Below are 18,404 nucleotides of genomic sequence, written 5' to 3' on the forward strand. Positions count from 1 at the left end.
ACAGAGATTAACGTCACGAGCAAAGGCATTGCCCCATGCGTAATAAAGGTAGATTTGATTCAGTATGTCTCCACAATTCTGTTTCCATATTGCCCCTTATATATAATCCATAGACCTTCATATTACAGCCGCATTTTTTTATCCTCAACAAAAAATACTCATTATAAAAGCCTTAAGTTATGCAACTTTTTACGGTTGTGAACATCAGAAAAAACGCAGATTGGCGTTTTCTATGGCTGAAATACAACACACGATAAAACGGAATAAGAGAACCGGTCCCCAACCGATATTTTTTGCTCGATTAATTAGGAATAGTCTTAAAAATAAACTCATTGATATTATTTTGTGATTTAGGTAACATTTTTTGACATGAACAGATATTCACCACAAGACGAACAATATCTGATTAATTTTTTATACTTAATTATTTAATTCTGATGGTTTTGTACTGGAAGGGAAAAAATACAAAAAATTTACCTTTATAACCACCAATGAAAACAGAATATTACACTGCATTATTGCTGAAAGACAGTGCAGGTTAAATTATCAGTCTCCGAATGGAGTTAACACGACGAATACGAGTTATCCGTCATGACATCTTTTTTTAGGGGCATATTTGAGGGAAGTTTTGCTAAGAATTTTACTCGCCCCATTACTTAAACTTAAAACACTGGAGAAAATTGTGACTTTACGTACCAAAACAGTTCCCAAAATTTGGGGAATCATTACTAAACAATTAAACATGAGCAACCATACATTCAAAATGTCGGCCTGGAAAAATTATTGCGAATCTGCGTTAAATGATGCTTTAGTTTATGCTCTGCATTCTTGCAGATTCTTACTCCTCTATTTGAGTGTGATTTCCCGAAATATTTTATTGTTCCCAATTCTTCTCTGCGAGTTATTATTGGCAGCTCCATCATTCGCACAAACAGAAATACCGTTAACAACATCAGATATTCGCACTTCTATCGGTCCAGTGGTAAAGGGTGGAGTATACAACTATGCACCTTCCGTGATGTTAGACGGGGTATATCGGATGTGGTGGTGTGGTTCCGATCCCACTCATCCCGGTGACCATATTTTCTATGCCGAATCTCCATCTCTTGATGGCCCTTTCCGTGCTCGTGGGGGTAAAAATGCTTACCAGATTGTTTTTTCTCCCGACAAGGCAGTGAACGCATTCGATAAAGTCCATACTTGCGATCCCTCTGTCATACGAGTTAATGGTACATATTATATGTATTACGGTGGATGGGACAGTATTCGCACTGAAATCGGAGGCATAACAAAAATTGGCCTCGCAACAAGTACTGACGGAATTAACTGGACACGTGCAAACAATGGTAATCCGATAATCTTACCCGCTAACAAGAAGCTAGATGGAAATCCTTACGGAGCAGGCCAACCCTCCGTGTCCTATCTCAATGGTATGTTTTACCTTATGTACACGGATACAACCGGAGCAAATTCCCTGGATAAAATTTACGGCGGCGGTGGACAATATATTTTAAGATCTCCCGATCCAACCTTTCAAAGTGAAGTGGAAGAACTTACTCCGAATGGATTCGTCACAAAAACGGAAGAGAATCACACCGAATACCGTCAAAACTATTGGGTAAGCGTCGATATGCAGTTTTCTGATGCACTCAATGCATGGATCGTAGCTCACAATGATGGCTCCAGACTATCTTTGAGCTTTTATCCGCCAGACTTCTCTACGAAAATTTACAACGATGTCCAATTAAGCACTTCCACTGTAGAAGGTCCCGGTATTGTATCAAGACCAGATAAGCACTCAGTTGTCTCAAGTACCGGACAGTGCAGTACACTGCCAATTGATGTTATCAATGCGACTGCGCGTAATTTCCCTCGTAAGTCGCCTACAAACTTGGCACATATTGGTATCGACATCAGTGCTGGAATGAGCTGTAAAAGTATGCTTCCCAGTCAGGTTGCGAATATCTACGAAGGCTATGGAATTAAAGCAGTCGGTCTACCTTTAACATTTGTTGTATCAGGAACGCGTTTTCAAGCTGATTCCATTCGACCAATTCAGTTCTTAACTAAGAACTTCGTCGAAGTCACACCTGAGATTTTCCATGCCATTCCATATGGAGCTTCATTAAAAATCGGTGCTCCTGCTATTGGCACAGCTGGACAACCAGCCGCATTTCTTCTTAATTCTGCTAAATGGCCGGTGAATGGATTAAAGATAATCAGAGATAATAAATCATCGATTAAGATGGTACCGTCAGCTAAATACGATTCCTATCCAACAAAACATCCACTCTACCTAGTGCAATAACCATTTCACTAACCGAATCAAGCATAACAACATCTTGATATGCTGATTTTTATACTACACCATGGTCGTAGACGCGATATCTGAACGTTCACGACCATGTACTGGCAGGATGAATTTCGGGATGAAATTTTCAAACTATCCGCAAACCAATAACGAAAAATTTAGTCTTAAATCGTTTGGCCCCATAAGCATAGGCAATCCATTTCCACAATCAAACTTATTAAACTTTTCTCTTGGATTAGAGCTACAATCTGTTAGCAAAAAACAACTTCTCGAATAACTTCCAGTGAATCTGGGTTTTCAACCAGAGAAAGATCGCCCGGTTCACGCCCTTCACATATTGCTTGCAAGGTTCGACGCAGCATTTTTCCTGAACGGGTCTTAGGCAACTGAGACACGAAATATACTCGTTCCGGGCGACCCACATTGCCAATTTGTTTATTTACCAAACCCATCAAAACCTTTTCCAAAGAGGCAAAATGCTCAGCATTCTGGATTTCCCTTCCATCCTTAAGAACCGCAAAAGCAACGGCAACTTGCCCCTTGACAGCATCCTTAATGCCAATAACAGCCACTTCAGCAACATCTTCATGGCTGGCAAGACACTCTTCTATCTCCCGCGTTCCCAAGCGGTGTCCCGCAACGTTAATCACATCATCCGAACGCCCCAAAATAAAATAATAGCCGTCACTATCACGGATACCCCAATCGAATGTGGAATAAACCGGATGATCGAAGTGGCACCAATAAGTATTGATAAAACGCGTATCATCACCATAAATAGTTTGAATACAACCCGGCGGCAAAGGCCCCTCAACAACCAGCATACCCTTTTCGTTATCACCGCATTCTTTGCCGGTTAATTCATTAATAAGCTTGACATGAAAACCATACATCGGGAAACCCGTACTACCAAATCGGCTAGGTCTGTCATCCAAGCTGCGTGCAATCGCCATAATCGGCCAGCCTGTCTCAGTCTGCCAGTAATTATCAATAACAGGGACGTTGATAGCCTCAGCTATCCAACGGGCAGTATGTTCATCAAGCGGTTCTCCCGCCAAATACAATGACTTAAGTGATGAAATATCATATTGTTCAATATATTCAACTGGATATTTTTTCAATACACGAATAGCCGTAGGTGCTGAAAACATCCAGGTTACCTGATACTTTTCCACTATTTTCCACCAAATGCCCGCATCCGGCTGTATCGGCAGCCCTTCATACATGATCGTCGCCATTCCCGCGATCAAAGGAGCATAGGCAATATAAGAATGCCCTACAACCCAGCCAATATCTGACGTACAGAAAAACACTTCACCGGCTTTACCACCAAAAATAACATCCATGGATGTCGCTAATGCGACAGCATAACCTCCAACATCACGCTGCACTCCCTTTGGAGTACCCGTCGTGCCAGAGGTATAGAGCACACAGGAAATCTCATTGGATTCAAGCCAAGTCACAGGCACATCAGCATTAAGGTATTGCTGCCGCAATGTCATAAAATCGATATCTCTTTCAGGTACCCAAGACATTTCAGCCAGTCCACGATTAACCATCAGTATATGGCGCGGTTTGTAGTTCGCCAGTTCGATAGCTTCATCTAACAACGGCTTGTAAGGAATGATCTTTCCACCACGAGATCCCCCATCAGCAGACACCACCAGCACAGGTTCGGCATTATCCAACCGTGTGGCAAGACTATGGGAAGCAAAACCACCGAAGACAACAGAGTGAATAGCACCGATACGAGCACAAGCAAGCAAAACAAACAGCGCTTCAGCAATCATCGGCATATAAACCAAAACTCTGTCGCCTTTTTTAACGCCCAAAGAGAGCATCATAGCGGCAGTGCTGCTCACTTCCTGATGTAATTCCCTGAAGGTGAATACTTTCTCACTATTCGTTTCGGTCGAGATCGTGATGAGCGCTTTAGCATCAGGCTGGCTTTCCAACCAGCGATCCAGCGCGTTGTAACACAGGTTGGTCTTCCCTCCACAAAACCAACGGGCAAATGGAGGGGTATTATGATCTAAAACCTGCTCAAAAGGATGTTGCCAGAAAATACGTTGAGCCTGTTCAGCCCAGAAAAAATTTGGTTCATCAATGGATTGCTGATAAAAAGCTTTGAATGACATAATCTCTCCTGATGCTGCATAGATGATAGAGGCAGCGCTCCGGGAGAGCAGCCGCTGATAGCATTTTAGATCATATAACGTACAAATCGAGGTATTCGTTTACAGGCATATTTTCCAGCAATGAACGGTCAAGGGAGACAGATAAAATCCTTCTCTGCTGGGTTTCAGGGAACTGGCGTGCCAGATTGGTTTTGAATTTTTGCAGCAATAATGGCATGCCTTCTTTGCGACGACGAGCATGGCCGATAGGGAATTCAACCGTGACTTCATCAAGCTGGCTACCATCTGCTAACGTCACTGTTAATGCATTGGCAATAGAGCGTTTTTCTGGATCGTGATAATCACAGGTAAAATCAGGGTCTTCAACACACACTATTTTTTCCCGCAGTGCATCAATACGGGGATCTGCCGCAACGCTATCTTCATAATCCGCAGCCGTGAGGCGGCCAAAAATCAAAGGCACTGCAACCATATATTGAATACAGTGGTCTCTGTCAGCAGGATTACTTAATGGGCCTTGTTTATCGATAATCCGAATACAAGCCTCATGGGTTCGAATAGTGATTTTTGCAATGTCATCAATGGCTTTACCGATGTCTTTCAATTGCTGATGCAGACTCATTGCCGCTTCTACAGCAGTTTGTGCATGAAATTCTGCCGGGAAAGCGATCTTGAACAACACATTTTCCATCACATAAGCACCATATGGACGCTGGAATTCAAAAGGCTGACCATTGAACAGGACATCATAAAATCCCCAGGTCTTTGCAGTTAGTACCGAGGGATAGCCCATTTCACCTTTTTGCACCATCAGGGCTAAACGGACCGCACGAGATGTCGCATCACCCGCTGCCCAAGATTTACGTGAACCCGTATTGGGAGCATGACGGTAAGTTCTCAGCGCCTGCCCATCAACCCAAGCAAGCGACACGACACTCAGAAGTTCTTCCCGATTCAACCCCAGCATTTCAGCAACAACGGCGGTTGAAGCCACTTTTACCAGAATAACGTGATCCAGCCCAACTTTATTAAACGCATTCTCCAGTGCAAGGCATCCCTGGATCTCATGTGCTTTGATCATTCCGATCAAAACGTCTTTGATCGTGAGAGGCTTTTCCCCTCCCGCGACGGCATTCCTTGATAACCAGTCAGCCACGGCCAATATACCACCGAGATTGTCGGATGGATGTCCCCATTCCGCCGCAAGCCATGTGTCATTAAAATCTAACCACCGGATCATCGTACCAATGTTAAATGCCGCCTGTACGGGATCAAGCTGAAACTGGGTTCCCGGTACACGTACACCATTAGGCACAACCGTACCCGGCACAATCGGCCCCAGTAGTTTCTTACAGGCCGGATATTCTAGTGCCTCTAGCCCACAGCCTAACGTATCAAGAAAACAGTAATAGGCCGTTTCATGTGCGACGGATGATGTGATGGGGTATTCCATAACATAATCCACAATATCCACAATAACTTGATCATATTCAGGACGGTTATTTGTAACAGAGGTAGACATAATAATTCCTTGTTAAAAAAACAGTAATGCAGGAAATCCCACACCAGAAATAACGTTATCCACGTTCATCAATTGGCATAAATACCCGATTTTCGGGTCCGGTATAGTTGGCCGAAGGCCGAATAATTTTATTATCAATACGCTGCTCAATGATGTGAGCAGCCCATCCCGCTGTACGAGCCATCACAAATAGCGGTGTAAACATCGCAGTTGGCACCCCCATCATGTGATAGGAAACCGCAGAGAACCAATCAAGATTTGGGAACATTTTTTTATTAGCCCACATCACCGATTCCAGTCGGTCCGCAATATCAAACATTTTGGTTGTTCCAGCCTGTTTGGAGAGTTTCAAAGCCAAATCTTTAATCACTTCGTGACGGGGATCTGAGACGGTGTAAACCGGATGACCAAAACCAATAATGACCTCTTTTCTTTCCAAACGCGCCAAGATATCTATCTCTGCTTCGTCAGGATTTTCATAACGCTGTTGAATTTCAAAAGAGACTTCATTTGCTCCACCGTGTTTTGGTCCTCGTAATGCGCCAATCGCCCCGATGATAGCGGAGTAAATATCCGTACCAGTTCCTGCGATAACCCGACTAGTAAATGTTGAGGCATTAAACTCATGTTCTGCATAAAGGATCAGGGAGGTATGCATGGTTTTTTCCCATGCTTCGCTGGGTTTTTTACCATGCAGAAGGTGAAGAAAATGCCCCCCTATCGACTGATCATCGGTTTCTACCTCAATGCGGCGTCCGTTATGGCTATAGTGATACCAGTAGAGCAACATGGAACCAAGAGAGGCCAGCAGTCTGTCAGCAATATCACGCGCACCCGCGAGATTACGGTTGTCTTTCTCAGGTAATGTGCAACCAAGAACGGAAGCTCCAGTACGCATGACATCCATAGGATGAGCAGCAGCAGGCAATGTCTCCAGTGCAGCTTTAACGTTACTCGGCAAGCCTCGCAATGCTTTTAATTTCGTTTTATAAGCGGCCAGTTCAACGCGAGAAGGTAGTTTTTCATGGATCAACAGGTAGGCAACTTCCTCAAATTCACATCGGGTTGCTAGATCAAGAATATCGTAACCGCGGTAGTGCAAATCATTACCCGTCTTTCCAACTGTACAAAGTGCTGTGTTACCCGCACTGATTCCTGAAAGGGCAACAGATTTTTTAGGCTTGAATGTGGTTGACTCAGTCATCGTCTTCTGTTCGCTCATGGGATCACCTCTACTGTTTTATGCCACATAAAGTGATGAAATTGGGTGGAACTGTTTCGTCATTGAGATTTTTTCTGGGAGAAAAGCGCATCCAGTTTTTGTTCAAAATCGTAGTAATTGATGCTTTCGTATAATTCGTTGCGAGTTTGCATCATGCTGATCACATTCTTCTGTGTCCCTTCGCGGCGAAGTGTGGTGTAAACCTGCTCAGCCGCTTTATTCATTGCCCGAAAAGCAGAAAGCGGGTAAAGCGCCATGGAAACATCCACACTTTTCAACTCTTCGGTAGTGAAAAGTGGAGTCGCCCCAAATTCGGTAATGTTAGCCAGCACTGGAACCCTAGTTGTTGACGCAAATGCTTTATACATATGCAATTCAGTAATCGCCTCAGGAAATAGCATATCCGCCCCGGCTTCAATATAGGCTTTAGCCCTGTCAAGCGCTGCTTCTAAGCCTTCAACAGCTAAAGCATCAGTACGAGCCATAATGACGAAATTCTTATCAGTACGAGCATCGACGGCGGCCTTAATGCGATCAACCATTTCCTCTTTAGACACAATCTCTTTATTCGGACGATGGCCGCAGCGCTTCGCGCCGACCTGATCCTCAATATGTAATCCCGCAGCGCCGGCTTTAATCATTGAACGCACTGTGCGGACCACATTAAAGGCAGAAGAGCCAAAACCGATATCGGCATCCACCAGCAATGGCAAATCACACACGTCTGTAATACGACGAATATCTGTCAGCACATCATCCAGCGTTGAAATTCCCAGATCAGGCATACCCAATGATCCCGCCGATACACCGCCACCAGAGAGATAAATAGCTTTATAACCCGTTCGTTTTGCCAACAATGCATGGTTAGCATTGATAGTACCAACAACCTGTAATGGAGATTCAGCTTCTATAGCCTGACGAAATGCCAAACCAGCAGAGTAAAGCGCCATACGCAACCTTTATTGTTATTAAAATGAAATTCATTTGTTACTAAGCAATGTATGTGCCAATTAGAGTATAAAGATGATTAGCAAACTCAAAAACAAAGATGATTTAAGAGTTAATGAATTGTTTTTAAATTAAAAAATAGCATTTAAGACATTTGCTATGCTGTAGGAAAGCATCATTGATACAAAATCGCATTTGTTTCATAATGAATCATTAATGTTTCACAAAACATTAATGAAACAATTCAGAAACATTAAATTATTGTCGTGGGAAAAACGAAAACAGCGCACACTTAGGGGAACAGAATGGCAGAAGCACAATCAGTATCAGTAGGTCGTGATAGCAGTGAAAAACCGGTCATTTGGACAGTCTCTGTTTCCCGTCTTTTCGATCTATTCCGCGATATCACGCCAGAGTTCGACCATCAGGCCGATATCACGCCCATCCAACTTGGTTTTGAAAATGCGGTCCAGCATATTCGTAAGCGTTTAACAACCGAACGTTGTGATGCAGTACTCTGTGCCGGCTCTAATGGCGCCTATTTGAAACGTCGTTTGTCTGTACCTGTTATCATTGCTAAGGCCAGCGGGTTCGATTTTATTCAGGCATTAGCCCGCGCACGACAAATCAGCTCCCGTATTGGCGTTATCACCTATCAAAATACATTGCCAGCACTGGAAGAATTTCAGCAACGCTTCAACTTGCGTATTGAGCAGCGCAGCTACGTAACGGAAGAAGATGCACGGGCACAGATCAATGCATTAAAAGCTATCGGCATTAAGGTAATTGTCGGTGCCGGACTCATTACCGATCTCGCTTATGAGGCTGAACTTGTGGGGGTCTTTGTCTATTCTGCCGATTCTATTCGCCAAGCATTTCATGACGCCTTGGATATCGCCAGAATGACCAAGCTCAACCAAGCTGCCATTTCTGCCTATCCAACAGAGAATACCTTACATATCCGCCACACTCTCAGTGATATCCAGGGAGATTCAACCGTGATGGAGCATGTGCGCAATACCATCATGTTATATGCCCGTTCGCCTGCCACAGTGCTGATACAAGGGGAAAGCGGTACAGGGAAAGAGTTGGTGGCTCAAGCCATTCACCATGAATATACCCTGCGGTATGGTCAAGTTACGGGTAAACATCGGCGTCCGTTTGTTGCCGTTAACTGCGGAGCCATTGCTGAATCCCTGCTGGAAGCTGAATTGTTTGGTTATGAAGAAGGAGCTTTCACTGGCTCCCGACGTGGAGGGCGCGCCGGTCTTTTTGAAGTTGCCCATAGAGGCACGCTATTTCTGGATGAAATTGGTGAAATGCCACTGCCTCTTCAAACACGGCTATTGAGAGTATTGGAAGAAAAATCTGTTGTCAGGGTAGGAGGACACCGTCCAATTACCATTGATGTTCGGATCATTTGTGCCACACATTGCGATTTGGATACCTGGGTGCAAGAAGGGCGTTTTCGAACCGACCTGTTCTATCGTCTGAGTGTATTACGGATCAACATTCCAGCCCTCAGGGAAAGGGGTAATGATATTAGCCTATTAGCACTAGAATATCTGCGGCGAGCATTTGCTGCATTAAATTTGCCAGTCTCACAATCAAGAGTACAAGAACTTTCTGCCTGTCAGGAAGCATTACAAGCCTATCATTGGCCTGGTAATGTCCGAGAACTGCGTAATCTCATGGAGCGGATCGCGTTATACCTCAGTGCCCATCCTGAACATACATTGACACCAAAATTGATATTGGCACTTTCACCGGAGCGCCAACCTACACGCTGGCTGACAGAAAAAAGGGCGAAATCCTTACCTTCTCTGACTGAACCACCTTCATTTGTTACACCGCTTTCCGTTCATGAAACCTTGAAACGATTTTCTGGCAATCACCGGGCAACCGCAGAATATCTGGGAATTAGCCGTACTACGTTGTGGAGACGGCTGAAAAAAGAAATGGCAGGGAATACGGGAATAAAGCAACAAATATTGACGAAAAAGTGATTTAAAACGTCGTCTTGAAATGCTTGCGATAATCCTGCGGCGTACTCCCGAACGCCCGGCAGAAACTACGGCGTAAAGTGTCTTCACAACCGAAACCACAACGGGAAGCTATACACTTGAGCGATAGCGTGGATTCAACCAAAAGATGACGTGCTGCTTCCAGACGGAATCGCTCCACCGCTTTGGCTGGCGTAATTCCTACATGTTGGCCGTAGTGGCGCACGAAGCTACGCTCACTCATATTGGCACGAGCGGCCAAGGCTATCACAGAAAGATCACCTGCCAAATTGTTGGTCATCCAGGCGTGCAGATCTGCAAATTTACTTGTGCTACTTTGTAACGCCAGCGGAGCACTAAACTGTTCCTGCCCACCAGGACGTTTAAGAAACATAACAAGGTTCCGTGCAACATCCAGTGCCATTTTATGACCGAGATCTTCTTCCAGCAGCGCCAGAGCCAGATCGATACCTGCGGTAACACCGGCAGAAGTCCACACCGGACCATCCTGAATAAAGATGGGATCACATTCTACCTGTAATTTACTGTAACGCCGGGCCAGTTCGGCGCAGCTGCTCCAATGAGTGACGACTCGGCGGCCATCAAGCAACCCGCAGGCAGCCAGAACGAATGCCCCACTGCATATAGACACAATACGCCTAGCCAAAGGTGCATGTCCCTTTAACCAATTACGCAATGGCGGATGGCTCGCCGCTGACTCAACGCCGATTCCCCCTACAACGATCAAAGTATCAGCGGGAGAATCCAGCTCAGGCAAGGGTTCTGCCTGTACACTTATTCCGGCCTCTGTCATTACTTGCCCGGGATCACAAGCCACGACTTTTATGGTGTAGGGTTGTCTGTGACCGGACTTCTCTGCCAGATCATTAGCTGTTGTAAAGACCTGCAATGGCCCTGAAAGATCCAGCAGATTTATATTGGGGAAGATCAGCAAATAGAGAGTTTTAATGTTCATAAGGAAATTATGGCACTTGGCGTAAATTGTCGCAATATTGGCATATACGCCAATTAACTAACGGTTACAGTTATCCCATCAATTCACTACCGGGAATATAAACATTCCGCGATCGATAAAGGTAACGGCACACGTATTTCGGTTCGCTTTCAATCTCGATAAGGAAAATTTCGCCATGAAAAATATATCTATTGATAGAAGAAACTTTATTATTAAATCTGCACTGACAATTTCATCAATAGGCATTTTTGCCAATCAGAATGCTTTTGCCAAAGAACGCTCTGTAGCATTACCTTCGGCAATGAAAGCATCATCTGGAGGAAAGCCCACCCTTGCTTTTGTCATTTTTCCGGGCATTACACCCCTTGATATGATTGGTCCCGCGACGATTCTTACAATAGGAGAATGGTTAAATATTGAATATGTTTGGCGCGATTTACTTCCGGTACGTACTGAGCTGGAACATATATCATTCTCACCGAGTATAACATTTGAGCAGTTAGACAAAGTGGATATCTTATGTGTTCCCGGCACCGGAAATCCTTATGCTTTACTTAACGAATTAGACATGCTTGATTGGATACATAAAGTGGGCAGTAAAGCATCCTGGGTAACAAGCGTGTGTACCGGATCTATTCTGCTAGGAGCCGCTGGCTTGCTAAAAGGGTATAAAGCGGCGACTCATTGGTCGATGATGGACAATCTCAGCAAGTTCGGTGCAATACCGGTCAATAAAAGAGTCGTTATCGATAGAAACCGGATCACAGGGGGCGGCGTTACTGCGGGGATTGATTTTGGTTTAACATTGCTCGCGGAAATTAAAGATGAAGAACACGCACAAATAGCTCAATTGGCGCTGCAATATAACCCAAAACCTCCGTTCAATAGCGGCACTCCAGAATTCGCAGGAAAAGAGATAACCAATGCCACACGTCAGGCCATATTTTCCAATGTAGAAAAACAGACGCCTGGTTATAAAGAAATATTGATTAAAAGTGCCAAGAGAATATCAGATATCTACTGAGTTTATTTCCGTATTATGGCTTAATTAATCTGTTTCAGCCTTGCCAACAGCTTAAGCAGATTTATTTCAGCAATTGATCATTTACCAATAACGGAAATACCTTTTATTCTAAGAACAACTCATTCAGAGGTACATATACTCTTCATCTTTCAAGTTGCTGCTTTGTTGGCTACGTTCACTTACTCCAGTCACATAGTTATCTATGCTCTTGGGGATGCGTTCTCTTGCCGCCGCACTGCAAATTTGGGTATAGATTCAAACTTGGTATTCTTAAATTGGAAGGTGAAGGTATAGGGCAACCAATCTGGTTGCCTCTTACAAGAGAAAATTTATCGGATTCCGATGTTTCGAATGTTTTATTTGAGGAGTGTTTTTTAACTATTCAAATACTATTTCAATTAAAAAGCTCAATACCAGACAGAACAAATATGATTTCAAACTTATCCAAATAACATACCGCTTCCATGTAAAGTTTCGTGCACTTATTTACACGAATTTTCATACCAATTAAGGCATCGGTATAAGTCAATCGTCTATTTGTTCAAGCTTACTCTGGATCATCACAATCATTTTAATTATCGTTTCACGGTCGATACCCGTATTTATCATTGCACACACGATTTTCAAAACCGCCAGTTTTCTACCCATCTGTAATCCTTCTTGGTATGCTTTCTGCGTTAGTTTCTGCGCTATTGTCATCAGTACCTCCTCATACTTCGGGGACTGTTCTGCTTCTGCCAGTCGCCGGACAAGCCCCCCTCTTTAACACGAACCCTTAAATACCGATTAAAGCTCTCAGCACGAATCAATGACGTATTTGTTCAAGTTCGCTCTGGCTCAATCCAGTGGTTTTCATTACCGTTTCACGATCGATACCAATGTCCATTAATGCACTGGCAATTCTCAGACTCGCTTTTTTTTCACCTTTTTCTTCACCCCTTTTTTCACCTTTCTGTAATCCTTCTTGCCGTGCTTTGTGTTCCAATTTCTGCGCTATTGTCATCAGTACCTCCTCATACTTCGGGGACTGTTCTGCCAGTCGCCGGATAAAACCTTCTGGATCGGCGGTATCTCCCACCTGTAGTAAGTAGTTTAGCATGCTTTCTAACTGCTCACCTGTATAGTAATAATCATACGCAAACAATATGGCCAGCTCTTGCAGTAGCTCCGCCATATCACGTTGCCGGATATGTTTTTGCACTATTTCCAGTAGCGCGACCCGTTTGTGCGTCAGGATTTCATCGTCGGGGATTACCGTCACATCTACCAGCGGAAACGCGCTGGAATAGAGCGCTTCCGCCAGATCCGAAGCCTCGAAGCAATCGAACCAGTTGGTACTCCACGGATACGGCCGCTTTTTCCCGTGATAGAACAACATCGGAATGACCAGCGGCAATTTTTCATGTCCTTGCTCCAGATGCCATTGCATGGCTGAAATACTATAACGCATCAACCGGAATGCCATCATCTTATCAGGAGAACTCTGGTGTTCAATTACGCAATACACATAACTCTCTCCCTGCGTAGTTTTTAGTGAATACAAAATGTCGGAATAATGTGCCCGCAGATTGTCCTCAATAAACGATCCTGATTCCAACCGCAGTGTATCAAGATCACAAACTGTCCGTAATGAGGCAGGTAAGTGTATCTCTAGAAAATCTCTGGCGGTATCAATATGACTTAAAAACTTTTTAAAAATAGCGTCATGTGGCGTTGGTGTATTTTTTCTTTTCATAATAGAAATAGTAGCATACTTTCTTTTATATTGAAGGAATATTAAACAAAGAATAACAATTTCTTGTCTTATTTTTTTCACCCTATTGTACGATGTTTTCTATTTAGTGAGTCAAAGTCAGATTAATTTCGGAGAAATACCGTTTGCGACTTGAGTGCCGAAACGGTATTTAAGCTAATAATTAATAGATTTCAGTTAAATAATTCAGCAATTAAATATTGTGAAAAATTATACTTATTGAATCCAGTCTAATTAACTATTCCTCTACATATGATTTTACAGCGGATATTAACGCGTTAATATCTGAAGAACAGAGATAGGGTTTTAATGCATTAAATTTCTCTTCTGACCAATCATATATTTTTAACGCTAACAGTTCATTTATGATGTACGGTACAAATCGATATTTAACTAATTTCGCAGGCGAGCCAGCCACAAGACTATATGGCTCAACATCTTTAGTTACGACGCTATTAGCCGCAACTATAGCACCTTCTCCGATAGTGACACCTGGCATAATCATTGAACGAATACCAAGCCACACGCCATCATGAATATGCGTATCACCTTTGCCTATGTATGCGTCTTCAATATATTCCATGAATGGATATAAACAGAACCAATCTGCTCTGTGCGTATTGTTTCCACCCATAAGAATAATGGTTTCAGCACCTATGCAAACATAATCGCCAATATACAATTTATCAATTGACCACTTAGACTCCCATTGAAGACTGATCTTATCACCGTATAAATAACGCACGACAAATTCTTCAAAATCACCACTCCAACAATCACTGTAGTAGCTATGAGTGCCTTTGATAATAATATTTTGATTGGTTACAACTTCATGTAAAAGTTGGGTTTTCGACCAATGTTTTTCTTTCATGGTAAACAGTCTCTATTGATTATTTATTTACCATAGAATGCTTTCTATGGTGATGTATTCGCATTCAAAATACATCACGTCTAGCTGATTCGAGGCTGATTTAATAATGGGATTATTTTCATCTTAAACAATATCTCAGTAATTAACCTGGCTACATCATATAAAAAAATACACTTTTAATGTGAACCACTCGGTATTTTCAGGAAGAGGCAAACTGGAGCGGGTGAAGGGAATCGAACCCTCGTCGTAGGCTTGGGAAGCCTCTGCTCTACCATTGAGCTACACCCGCTTTGGGAATAACATAAATTATTATAGCGATTTCATTGGCACCAGCAAGCCATTATTTATTTAAGCTGTCTATATTTCAATCAGTTGAAAATAAAAACTCCCCTGACCGCTATGCCACAGGGGAATTAAAATTTAAAACTTAATTCTGCCTGTTATTTCTGTGGGCGCATCGCCGGGAACAGAATAACGTCACGGATGGTATGGCTGTTGGTAAACAACATGACCATACGGTCAATACCAATACCCAAACCGGCTGTCGGTGGCATGCCGTGTTCCAAAGCCGTTATATAATCTTCATCATAGAACATCGCTTCATCATCACCTTCATCTTTCTGACGAACCTGTTCTGCAAAACGTTCTGCCTGATCTTCAGCATCATTCAATTCTGAGAAGCCGTTCCCAATTTCACGTCCACCAATAAAGAATTCAAAACGGTCGGTGATAAACGGATTTTCATTATTACGGCGAGCCAACGGAGAAACTTCTGCCGGATATTCAGTGATAAATGTGGGTTGAATCAAGCGGCTTTCAGCTGTTTCTTCGAAAATCTCACACTGAACGCGACCGAGTCCCCAGTTTTTTTCAACTTTAATACCAAGAGATTCAGCAATAGCCACCGCTTTATCCATATCTTCCAGATCTGCCATATTGGTCTCAGGGCGATATTTGCAAATAGCTTCTTTCATGCTCATTTGAGCAAATGGTTTACCGAAATCGAATTCCTGCTCACCATATTTAACCAGTGTATCCCCCAAAACATTCTGAGCTAGGGTACGGAATAACTCTTCGATCAGCACAATCAGATCTTTGTAATCTGCATAAGCCATATAGAGTTCTAACATCGTGAACTCAGGGTTATGGCGCGGAGATACACCTTCATTACGGAAGTTACGGTTAATTTCAAACACACGCTCAAAACCACCAACTACCAAACGTTTCAGGTAAAGTTCCGGCGCAATACGCAGATACATATCAATGTCCAACGCATTGTGGTGAGTAATAAACGGACGTGCCGCCGCACCACCAGGAATCACCTGCATCATCGGTGTTTCTACTTCCATAAAGCCTTTACTGATAATAAAGTTACGCATCACCGACAAAACCTGAGAACGAATCTGGAAAGTCTTACGCGATTCTTCATTAGCAATCAAATCCAGATAGCGCTGACGGTAACGGGTTTCCTGATCAGCCAAACCGTGGAATTTATCCGGCAATGGACGCAGAGCTTTAGTCAACAAACGCAATTCCGTACAATGAACAGAAAGCTCACCGGTCTTGGTTTTAAACAACTTACCCCGGGCGCCCAGAATGTCTCCCAAATCCCATTTTTTAAATTGTTCGTTATAAATACCTTCCGGCAAATCATCGCGAGCAACATATAACTGAATACGACCGCTCGCATCCTGTAGCGTGACAAAAGAAGCCTTACCCATGATGCGACGAGTCATCATACGACCGCCAACTGTCACTTCAATATTCAGTGCTTCCAGCTCTTCTTGGGTTTTGTCGTCATATTTCGCGTGCAGCTCTTCTGAAATGTTTTCACGATGAAAATCATTTGGGAAGGCAATGCCATTTTCACGTAAAGCCGCGAGTTTTTCACGGCGGGTTTTCAGTTCGTTATTTAAATCGGGAGCCTGTTCGGTACCCTGTTGTTGTTGTGACATTTTAGTTCCTCATAAGCCAGCTTTAAGGCTTGCTTCAATGAATTTATCCAGATCGCCATCCAGCACAGATTGAGTATTGCGAGTTTCAACACCGGTGCGCAAGTCTTTGATGCGTGAATCATCCAGAACATAAGAACGGATTTGGCTGCCCCAGCCAATATCAGATTTGTTCTCTTCCATTTCCTGCCTGTTAGCATTCTTCTTCTGCATTTCCAGTTCATACAGCTTCGCTTTCAGCTGTTTCATTGCCTGGTCTTTGTTTTTATGCTGGGAACGGTCATTCTGACACTGAGTCACAATGTTAGTTGGAATATGGGTAATACGCACCGCAGATTCTGTTTTGTTAACGTGCTGTCCACCTGCACCTGATGCGCGATAAACGTCAATACGTAAGTCTGCCGGGTTAATTTCAATATCAATATCATCATCAACTTCAGGATAGATGAACGCAGAGCTGAATGAGGTATGACGACGACCACCAGAATCAAATGGACTCTTGCGGACCAAACGGTGAACACCGGTTTCAGTACGCAACCAACCATAAGCATAATCACCTATGATTCTAATAGTCGCTGATTTCAACCCGGCAACTTCACCATCCGATTCTTCAATGATTTCTGTTTTAAAACCTTTGGATTCAGCCCAGCGCAGATACATACGCATCAGCATACTTGCCCAATCCTGAGCTTCAGTACCGCCAGAACCTGCCTGCAAATCAAGATAACAGTTAGCACTGTCATACTCACCAGAGAACATACGGCGGAATTCTAATTGACCCAATTTGCCTTCAAGCTGCTCCAATTCTGCCACCGCTTCATGGAAAGTCTCTTCATCGTCAGCTTCTACGGCCAATTCCAACAAACCCTGTACATCTTCCAGACCTTGCTCAAGCTGATCAATGGTTTCAACAATCTCTTCCAGTGAGGAGCGTTCTTTACCCAAAGCCTGTGCCCGTTCAGGCTCATTCCAGACATCAGGTTGTTCCAGTTCGGCATTAACTTCTTCTAAGCGTTCTTTTTTGACATCGTAGTCAAAGATACCCCCTCAGAACCGTTGTCCGTTCAGACAGGTCCTGAATGTGGTTTTTTACCGGATTAATTTCAAACATATTTTAGTGTCTTACGTTGTGTAGTCGTAAATAAACGGGATGTTTTTCGAACCGCGCATTGTAGCGGATTTGGCAAAGGGTTTATAGCATTTCAACCGATTTGTCACGTATTCATTGCTGCCAGTTTATGGAAATGCTCATGCATCATCTTGATTCTCGATAATTAAGTAAGTTTCCCGTTGAGCTTGCACAGCACAAAACGGTCTGGCTGGCGATTTTACATCAGGCTAGGTTCTACACTCTCTGATAATTGCAGAGAATCAACTACGCCCAGCTCCCCGATAGATACAGCATGGCTAAAAGCGTCTTATTCACTACCATATTTAATAATTTATCGACGATATTATCCCTTTGTTTATTTTACATTTACCTAATCCGCCATAACCATTTAAAAGCACAAATGCAGGGATAGTAAAATTTTTATATAAAAGACAAAGTTAATTTAACAAATACGTTTTTCAGGAAAATAATTAACTACACTTCATCGAAGCCCATTAATCATTAGTAAAAAGTAAAAAGTAAAAAGTAAAAAGTTATCAGTGTAAAACCGAATGGACTGGTATTTAAACACTT

General features: G+C 43.1%; 13 protein-coding genes and 1 tRNA gene. 3 read left to right on the forward strand and 11 right to left on the reverse strand.

The window, feature by feature from the left end:
• Window positions 1-682: 682 nt before the first annotated feature.
• The gene (locus tag AM629_RS00575; protein ID WP_054475171.1) at window positions 683-2,308 is read left to right on the forward strand and encodes a glycoside hydrolase family protein; all 1,626 of its coding nucleotides are present in this window, start codon (window positions 683-685) and stop codon (window positions 2,306-2,308) included.
• A 254-nt stretch (window positions 2,309-2,562) separates the two neighbouring features.
• Here the strand turns inward: AM629_RS00575 and AM629_RS00580 are convergent, their stop codons facing one another.
• The 4 genes from AM629_RS00580 to prpB are packed head-to-tail and all read right to left on the reverse strand — an operon-like array spanning window position 2,563 to window position 8,143.
• Window positions 2,563-4,473, reverse strand: a complete 1,911-nt coding sequence (locus tag AM629_RS00580; protein WP_268794952.1) for a propionate--CoA ligase — start codon at window positions 4,471-4,473, stop codon at window positions 2,563-2,565.
• Between the two features lie 46 nt (window positions 4,474-4,519).
• Window positions 4,520-5,971 (reverse strand): bifunctional 2-methylcitrate dehydratase/aconitate hydratase, encoded by a 1,452-nt coding sequence (locus AM629_RS00585; RefSeq protein ID WP_054475175.1) that lies wholly within the window; start codon window positions 5,969-5,971, stop codon window positions 4,520-4,522.
• A gap of 55 nt (window positions 5,972-6,026) precedes the next feature.
• Window positions 6,027-7,193 carry a bifunctional 2-methylcitrate synthase/citrate synthase gene (gene prpC, locus AM629_RS00590; protein WP_054475176.1) on the reverse strand — a complete coding sequence of 389 codons (1,167 nt, stop codon included), beginning with the start codon at window positions 7,191-7,193 and terminating at the stop codon, window positions 6,027-6,029.
• Window positions 7,194-7,252: 59 nt separating this feature from the next.
• Window positions 7,253-8,143 (reverse strand): methylisocitrate lyase, encoded by an 891-nt coding sequence (prpB, locus tag AM629_RS00595; RefSeq protein ID WP_054475177.1) that lies wholly within the window; start codon window positions 8,141-8,143, stop codon window positions 7,253-7,255.
• A gap of 303 nt (window positions 8,144-8,446) precedes the next feature.
• Here prpB and prpR point away from each other — a divergent pair, with 303 nt between their 5' ends.
• Window positions 8,447-10,147 carry a propionate catabolism operon regulatory protein PrpR gene (gene prpR / locus AM629_RS00600; RefSeq protein WP_054475179.1) on the forward strand — a complete coding sequence of 567 codons (1,701 nt, stop codon included), beginning with the start codon at window positions 8,447-8,449 and terminating at the stop codon, window positions 10,145-10,147.
• A gap of 1 nt (window position 10,148) precedes the next feature.
• Here prpR and AM629_RS00605 read toward each other — a convergent pair whose 3' ends face one another.
• On the reverse strand, window positions 10,149-11,120 hold the full coding sequence (locus tag AM629_RS00605) for a GlxA family transcriptional regulator (protein ID WP_054475181.1): 972 nt from the start codon (window positions 11,118-11,120) through the stop codon (window positions 10,149-10,151).
• A gap of 175 nt (window positions 11,121-11,295) precedes the next feature.
• Between AM629_RS00605 and AM629_RS00610 the strand changes: the two genes are divergently transcribed.
• Window positions 11,296-12,144 carry a DJ-1/PfpI family protein gene (locus AM629_RS00610; RefSeq protein WP_054475183.1) on the forward strand — a complete coding sequence of 283 codons (849 nt, stop codon included), beginning with the start codon at window positions 11,296-11,298 and terminating at the stop codon, window positions 12,142-12,144.
• 525 nt (window positions 12,145-12,669) lie between these two features.
• On the opposite strand, the gene AM629_RS23830 is transcribed toward AM629_RS00610, so the two are convergent.
• The 6 genes from AM629_RS23830 to prfB form a co-directional block, all read right to left on the reverse strand.
• Window positions 12,670-12,843, reverse strand: a complete 174-nt coding sequence (locus AM629_RS23830; RefSeq protein WP_161804195.1) for a hypothetical protein — start codon at window positions 12,841-12,843, stop codon at window positions 12,670-12,672.
• 106 nt (window positions 12,844-12,949) lie between these two features.
• Window positions 12,950-13,879: an Rpn family recombination-promoting nuclease/putative transposase gene (locus tag AM629_RS00615; RefSeq protein ID WP_054475185.1), complete on the reverse strand. Its 930-nt coding sequence runs from the start codon at window positions 13,877-13,879 to the stop codon at window positions 12,950-12,952.
• A gap of 256 nt (window positions 13,880-14,135) precedes the next feature.
• The gene (locus AM629_RS00620; protein ID WP_054475187.1) at window positions 14,136-14,768 is read right to left on the reverse strand and encodes a CatB-related O-acetyltransferase; all 633 of its coding nucleotides are present in this window, start codon (window positions 14,766-14,768) and stop codon (window positions 14,136-14,138) included.
• Window positions 14,769-14,983: 215 nt separating this feature from the next.
• Window positions 14,984-15,057 (reverse strand) — tRNA-Gly (locus tag AM629_RS00625).
• Window positions 15,058-15,208: 151 nt separating this feature from the next.
• The gene (gene lysS / locus AM629_RS00630) at window positions 15,209-16,723 is read right to left on the reverse strand and encodes a lysine--tRNA ligase (protein ID WP_054475188.1); all 1,515 of its coding nucleotides are present in this window, start codon (window positions 16,721-16,723) and stop codon (window positions 15,209-15,211) included.
• A 9-nt stretch (window positions 16,724-16,732) separates the two neighbouring features.
• Window positions 16,733-17,831, reverse strand: a protein-coding gene (prfB, locus tag AM629_RS00635) for a peptide chain release factor 2 (RefSeq protein ID WP_110882716.1) whose coding sequence is annotated in 2 segments (ribosomal slippage) — window positions 16,733-17,755 and window positions 17,757-17,831 — 1,098 coding nt in all. Because the reading frame shifts where the segments join, the coding sequence is not laid out codon by codon here.
• Between the last annotated feature and the right edge of the window lie 573 nt (window positions 17,832-18,404).

This window comes from Photorhabdus heterorhabditis (genome assembly GCF_001280945.1).
In the GTDB taxonomy this organism is placed as follows: domain Bacteria; phylum Pseudomonadota; class Gammaproteobacteria; order Enterobacterales; family Enterobacteriaceae; genus Photorhabdus; species Photorhabdus heterorhabditis.

Coding starts and splice junctions, on each gene's coding strand:
- AM629_RS00585 (WP_054475175.1), bottom strand. CDS start 5,971: ATGTCTACCTCTGTTACAAATAACCGTCCTGAATATGATCAAGTTATT.
- prpC (WP_054475176.1), bottom strand. CDS start 7,193: ATGAGCGAACAGAAGACGATGACTGAGTCAACCACATTCAAGCCTAAA.
- prpB (WP_054475177.1), bottom strand. CDS start 8,143: ATGGCGCTTTACTCTGCTGGTTTGGCATTTCGTCAGGCTATAGAAGCT.
- prpR (WP_054475179.1), top strand. CDS start 8,447: ATGGCAGAAGCACAATCAGTATCAGTAGGTCGTGATAGCAGTGAAAAA.
- AM629_RS00605 (WP_054475181.1), bottom strand. CDS start 11,120: ATGAACATTAAAACTCTCTATTTGCTGATCTTCCCCAATATAAATCTG.
- AM629_RS00610 (WP_054475183.1), top strand. CDS start 11,296: ATGAAAAATATATCTATTGATAGAAGAAACTTTATTATTAAATCTGCA.
- AM629_RS23830 (WP_161804195.1), bottom strand. CDS start 12,843: ATGACAATAGCGCAGAAACTAACGCAGAAAGCATACCAAGAAGGATTA.
- AM629_RS00615 (WP_054475185.1), bottom strand. CDS start 13,879: ATGAAAAGAAAAAATACACCAACGCCACATGACGCTATTTTTAAAAAG.
- AM629_RS00620 (WP_054475187.1), bottom strand. CDS start 14,768: ATGAAAGAAAAACATTGGTCGAAAACCCAACTTTTACATGAAGTTGTA.
- lysS (WP_054475188.1), bottom strand. CDS start 16,723: ATGTCACAACAACAACAGGGTACCGAACAGGCTCCCGATTTAAATAAC.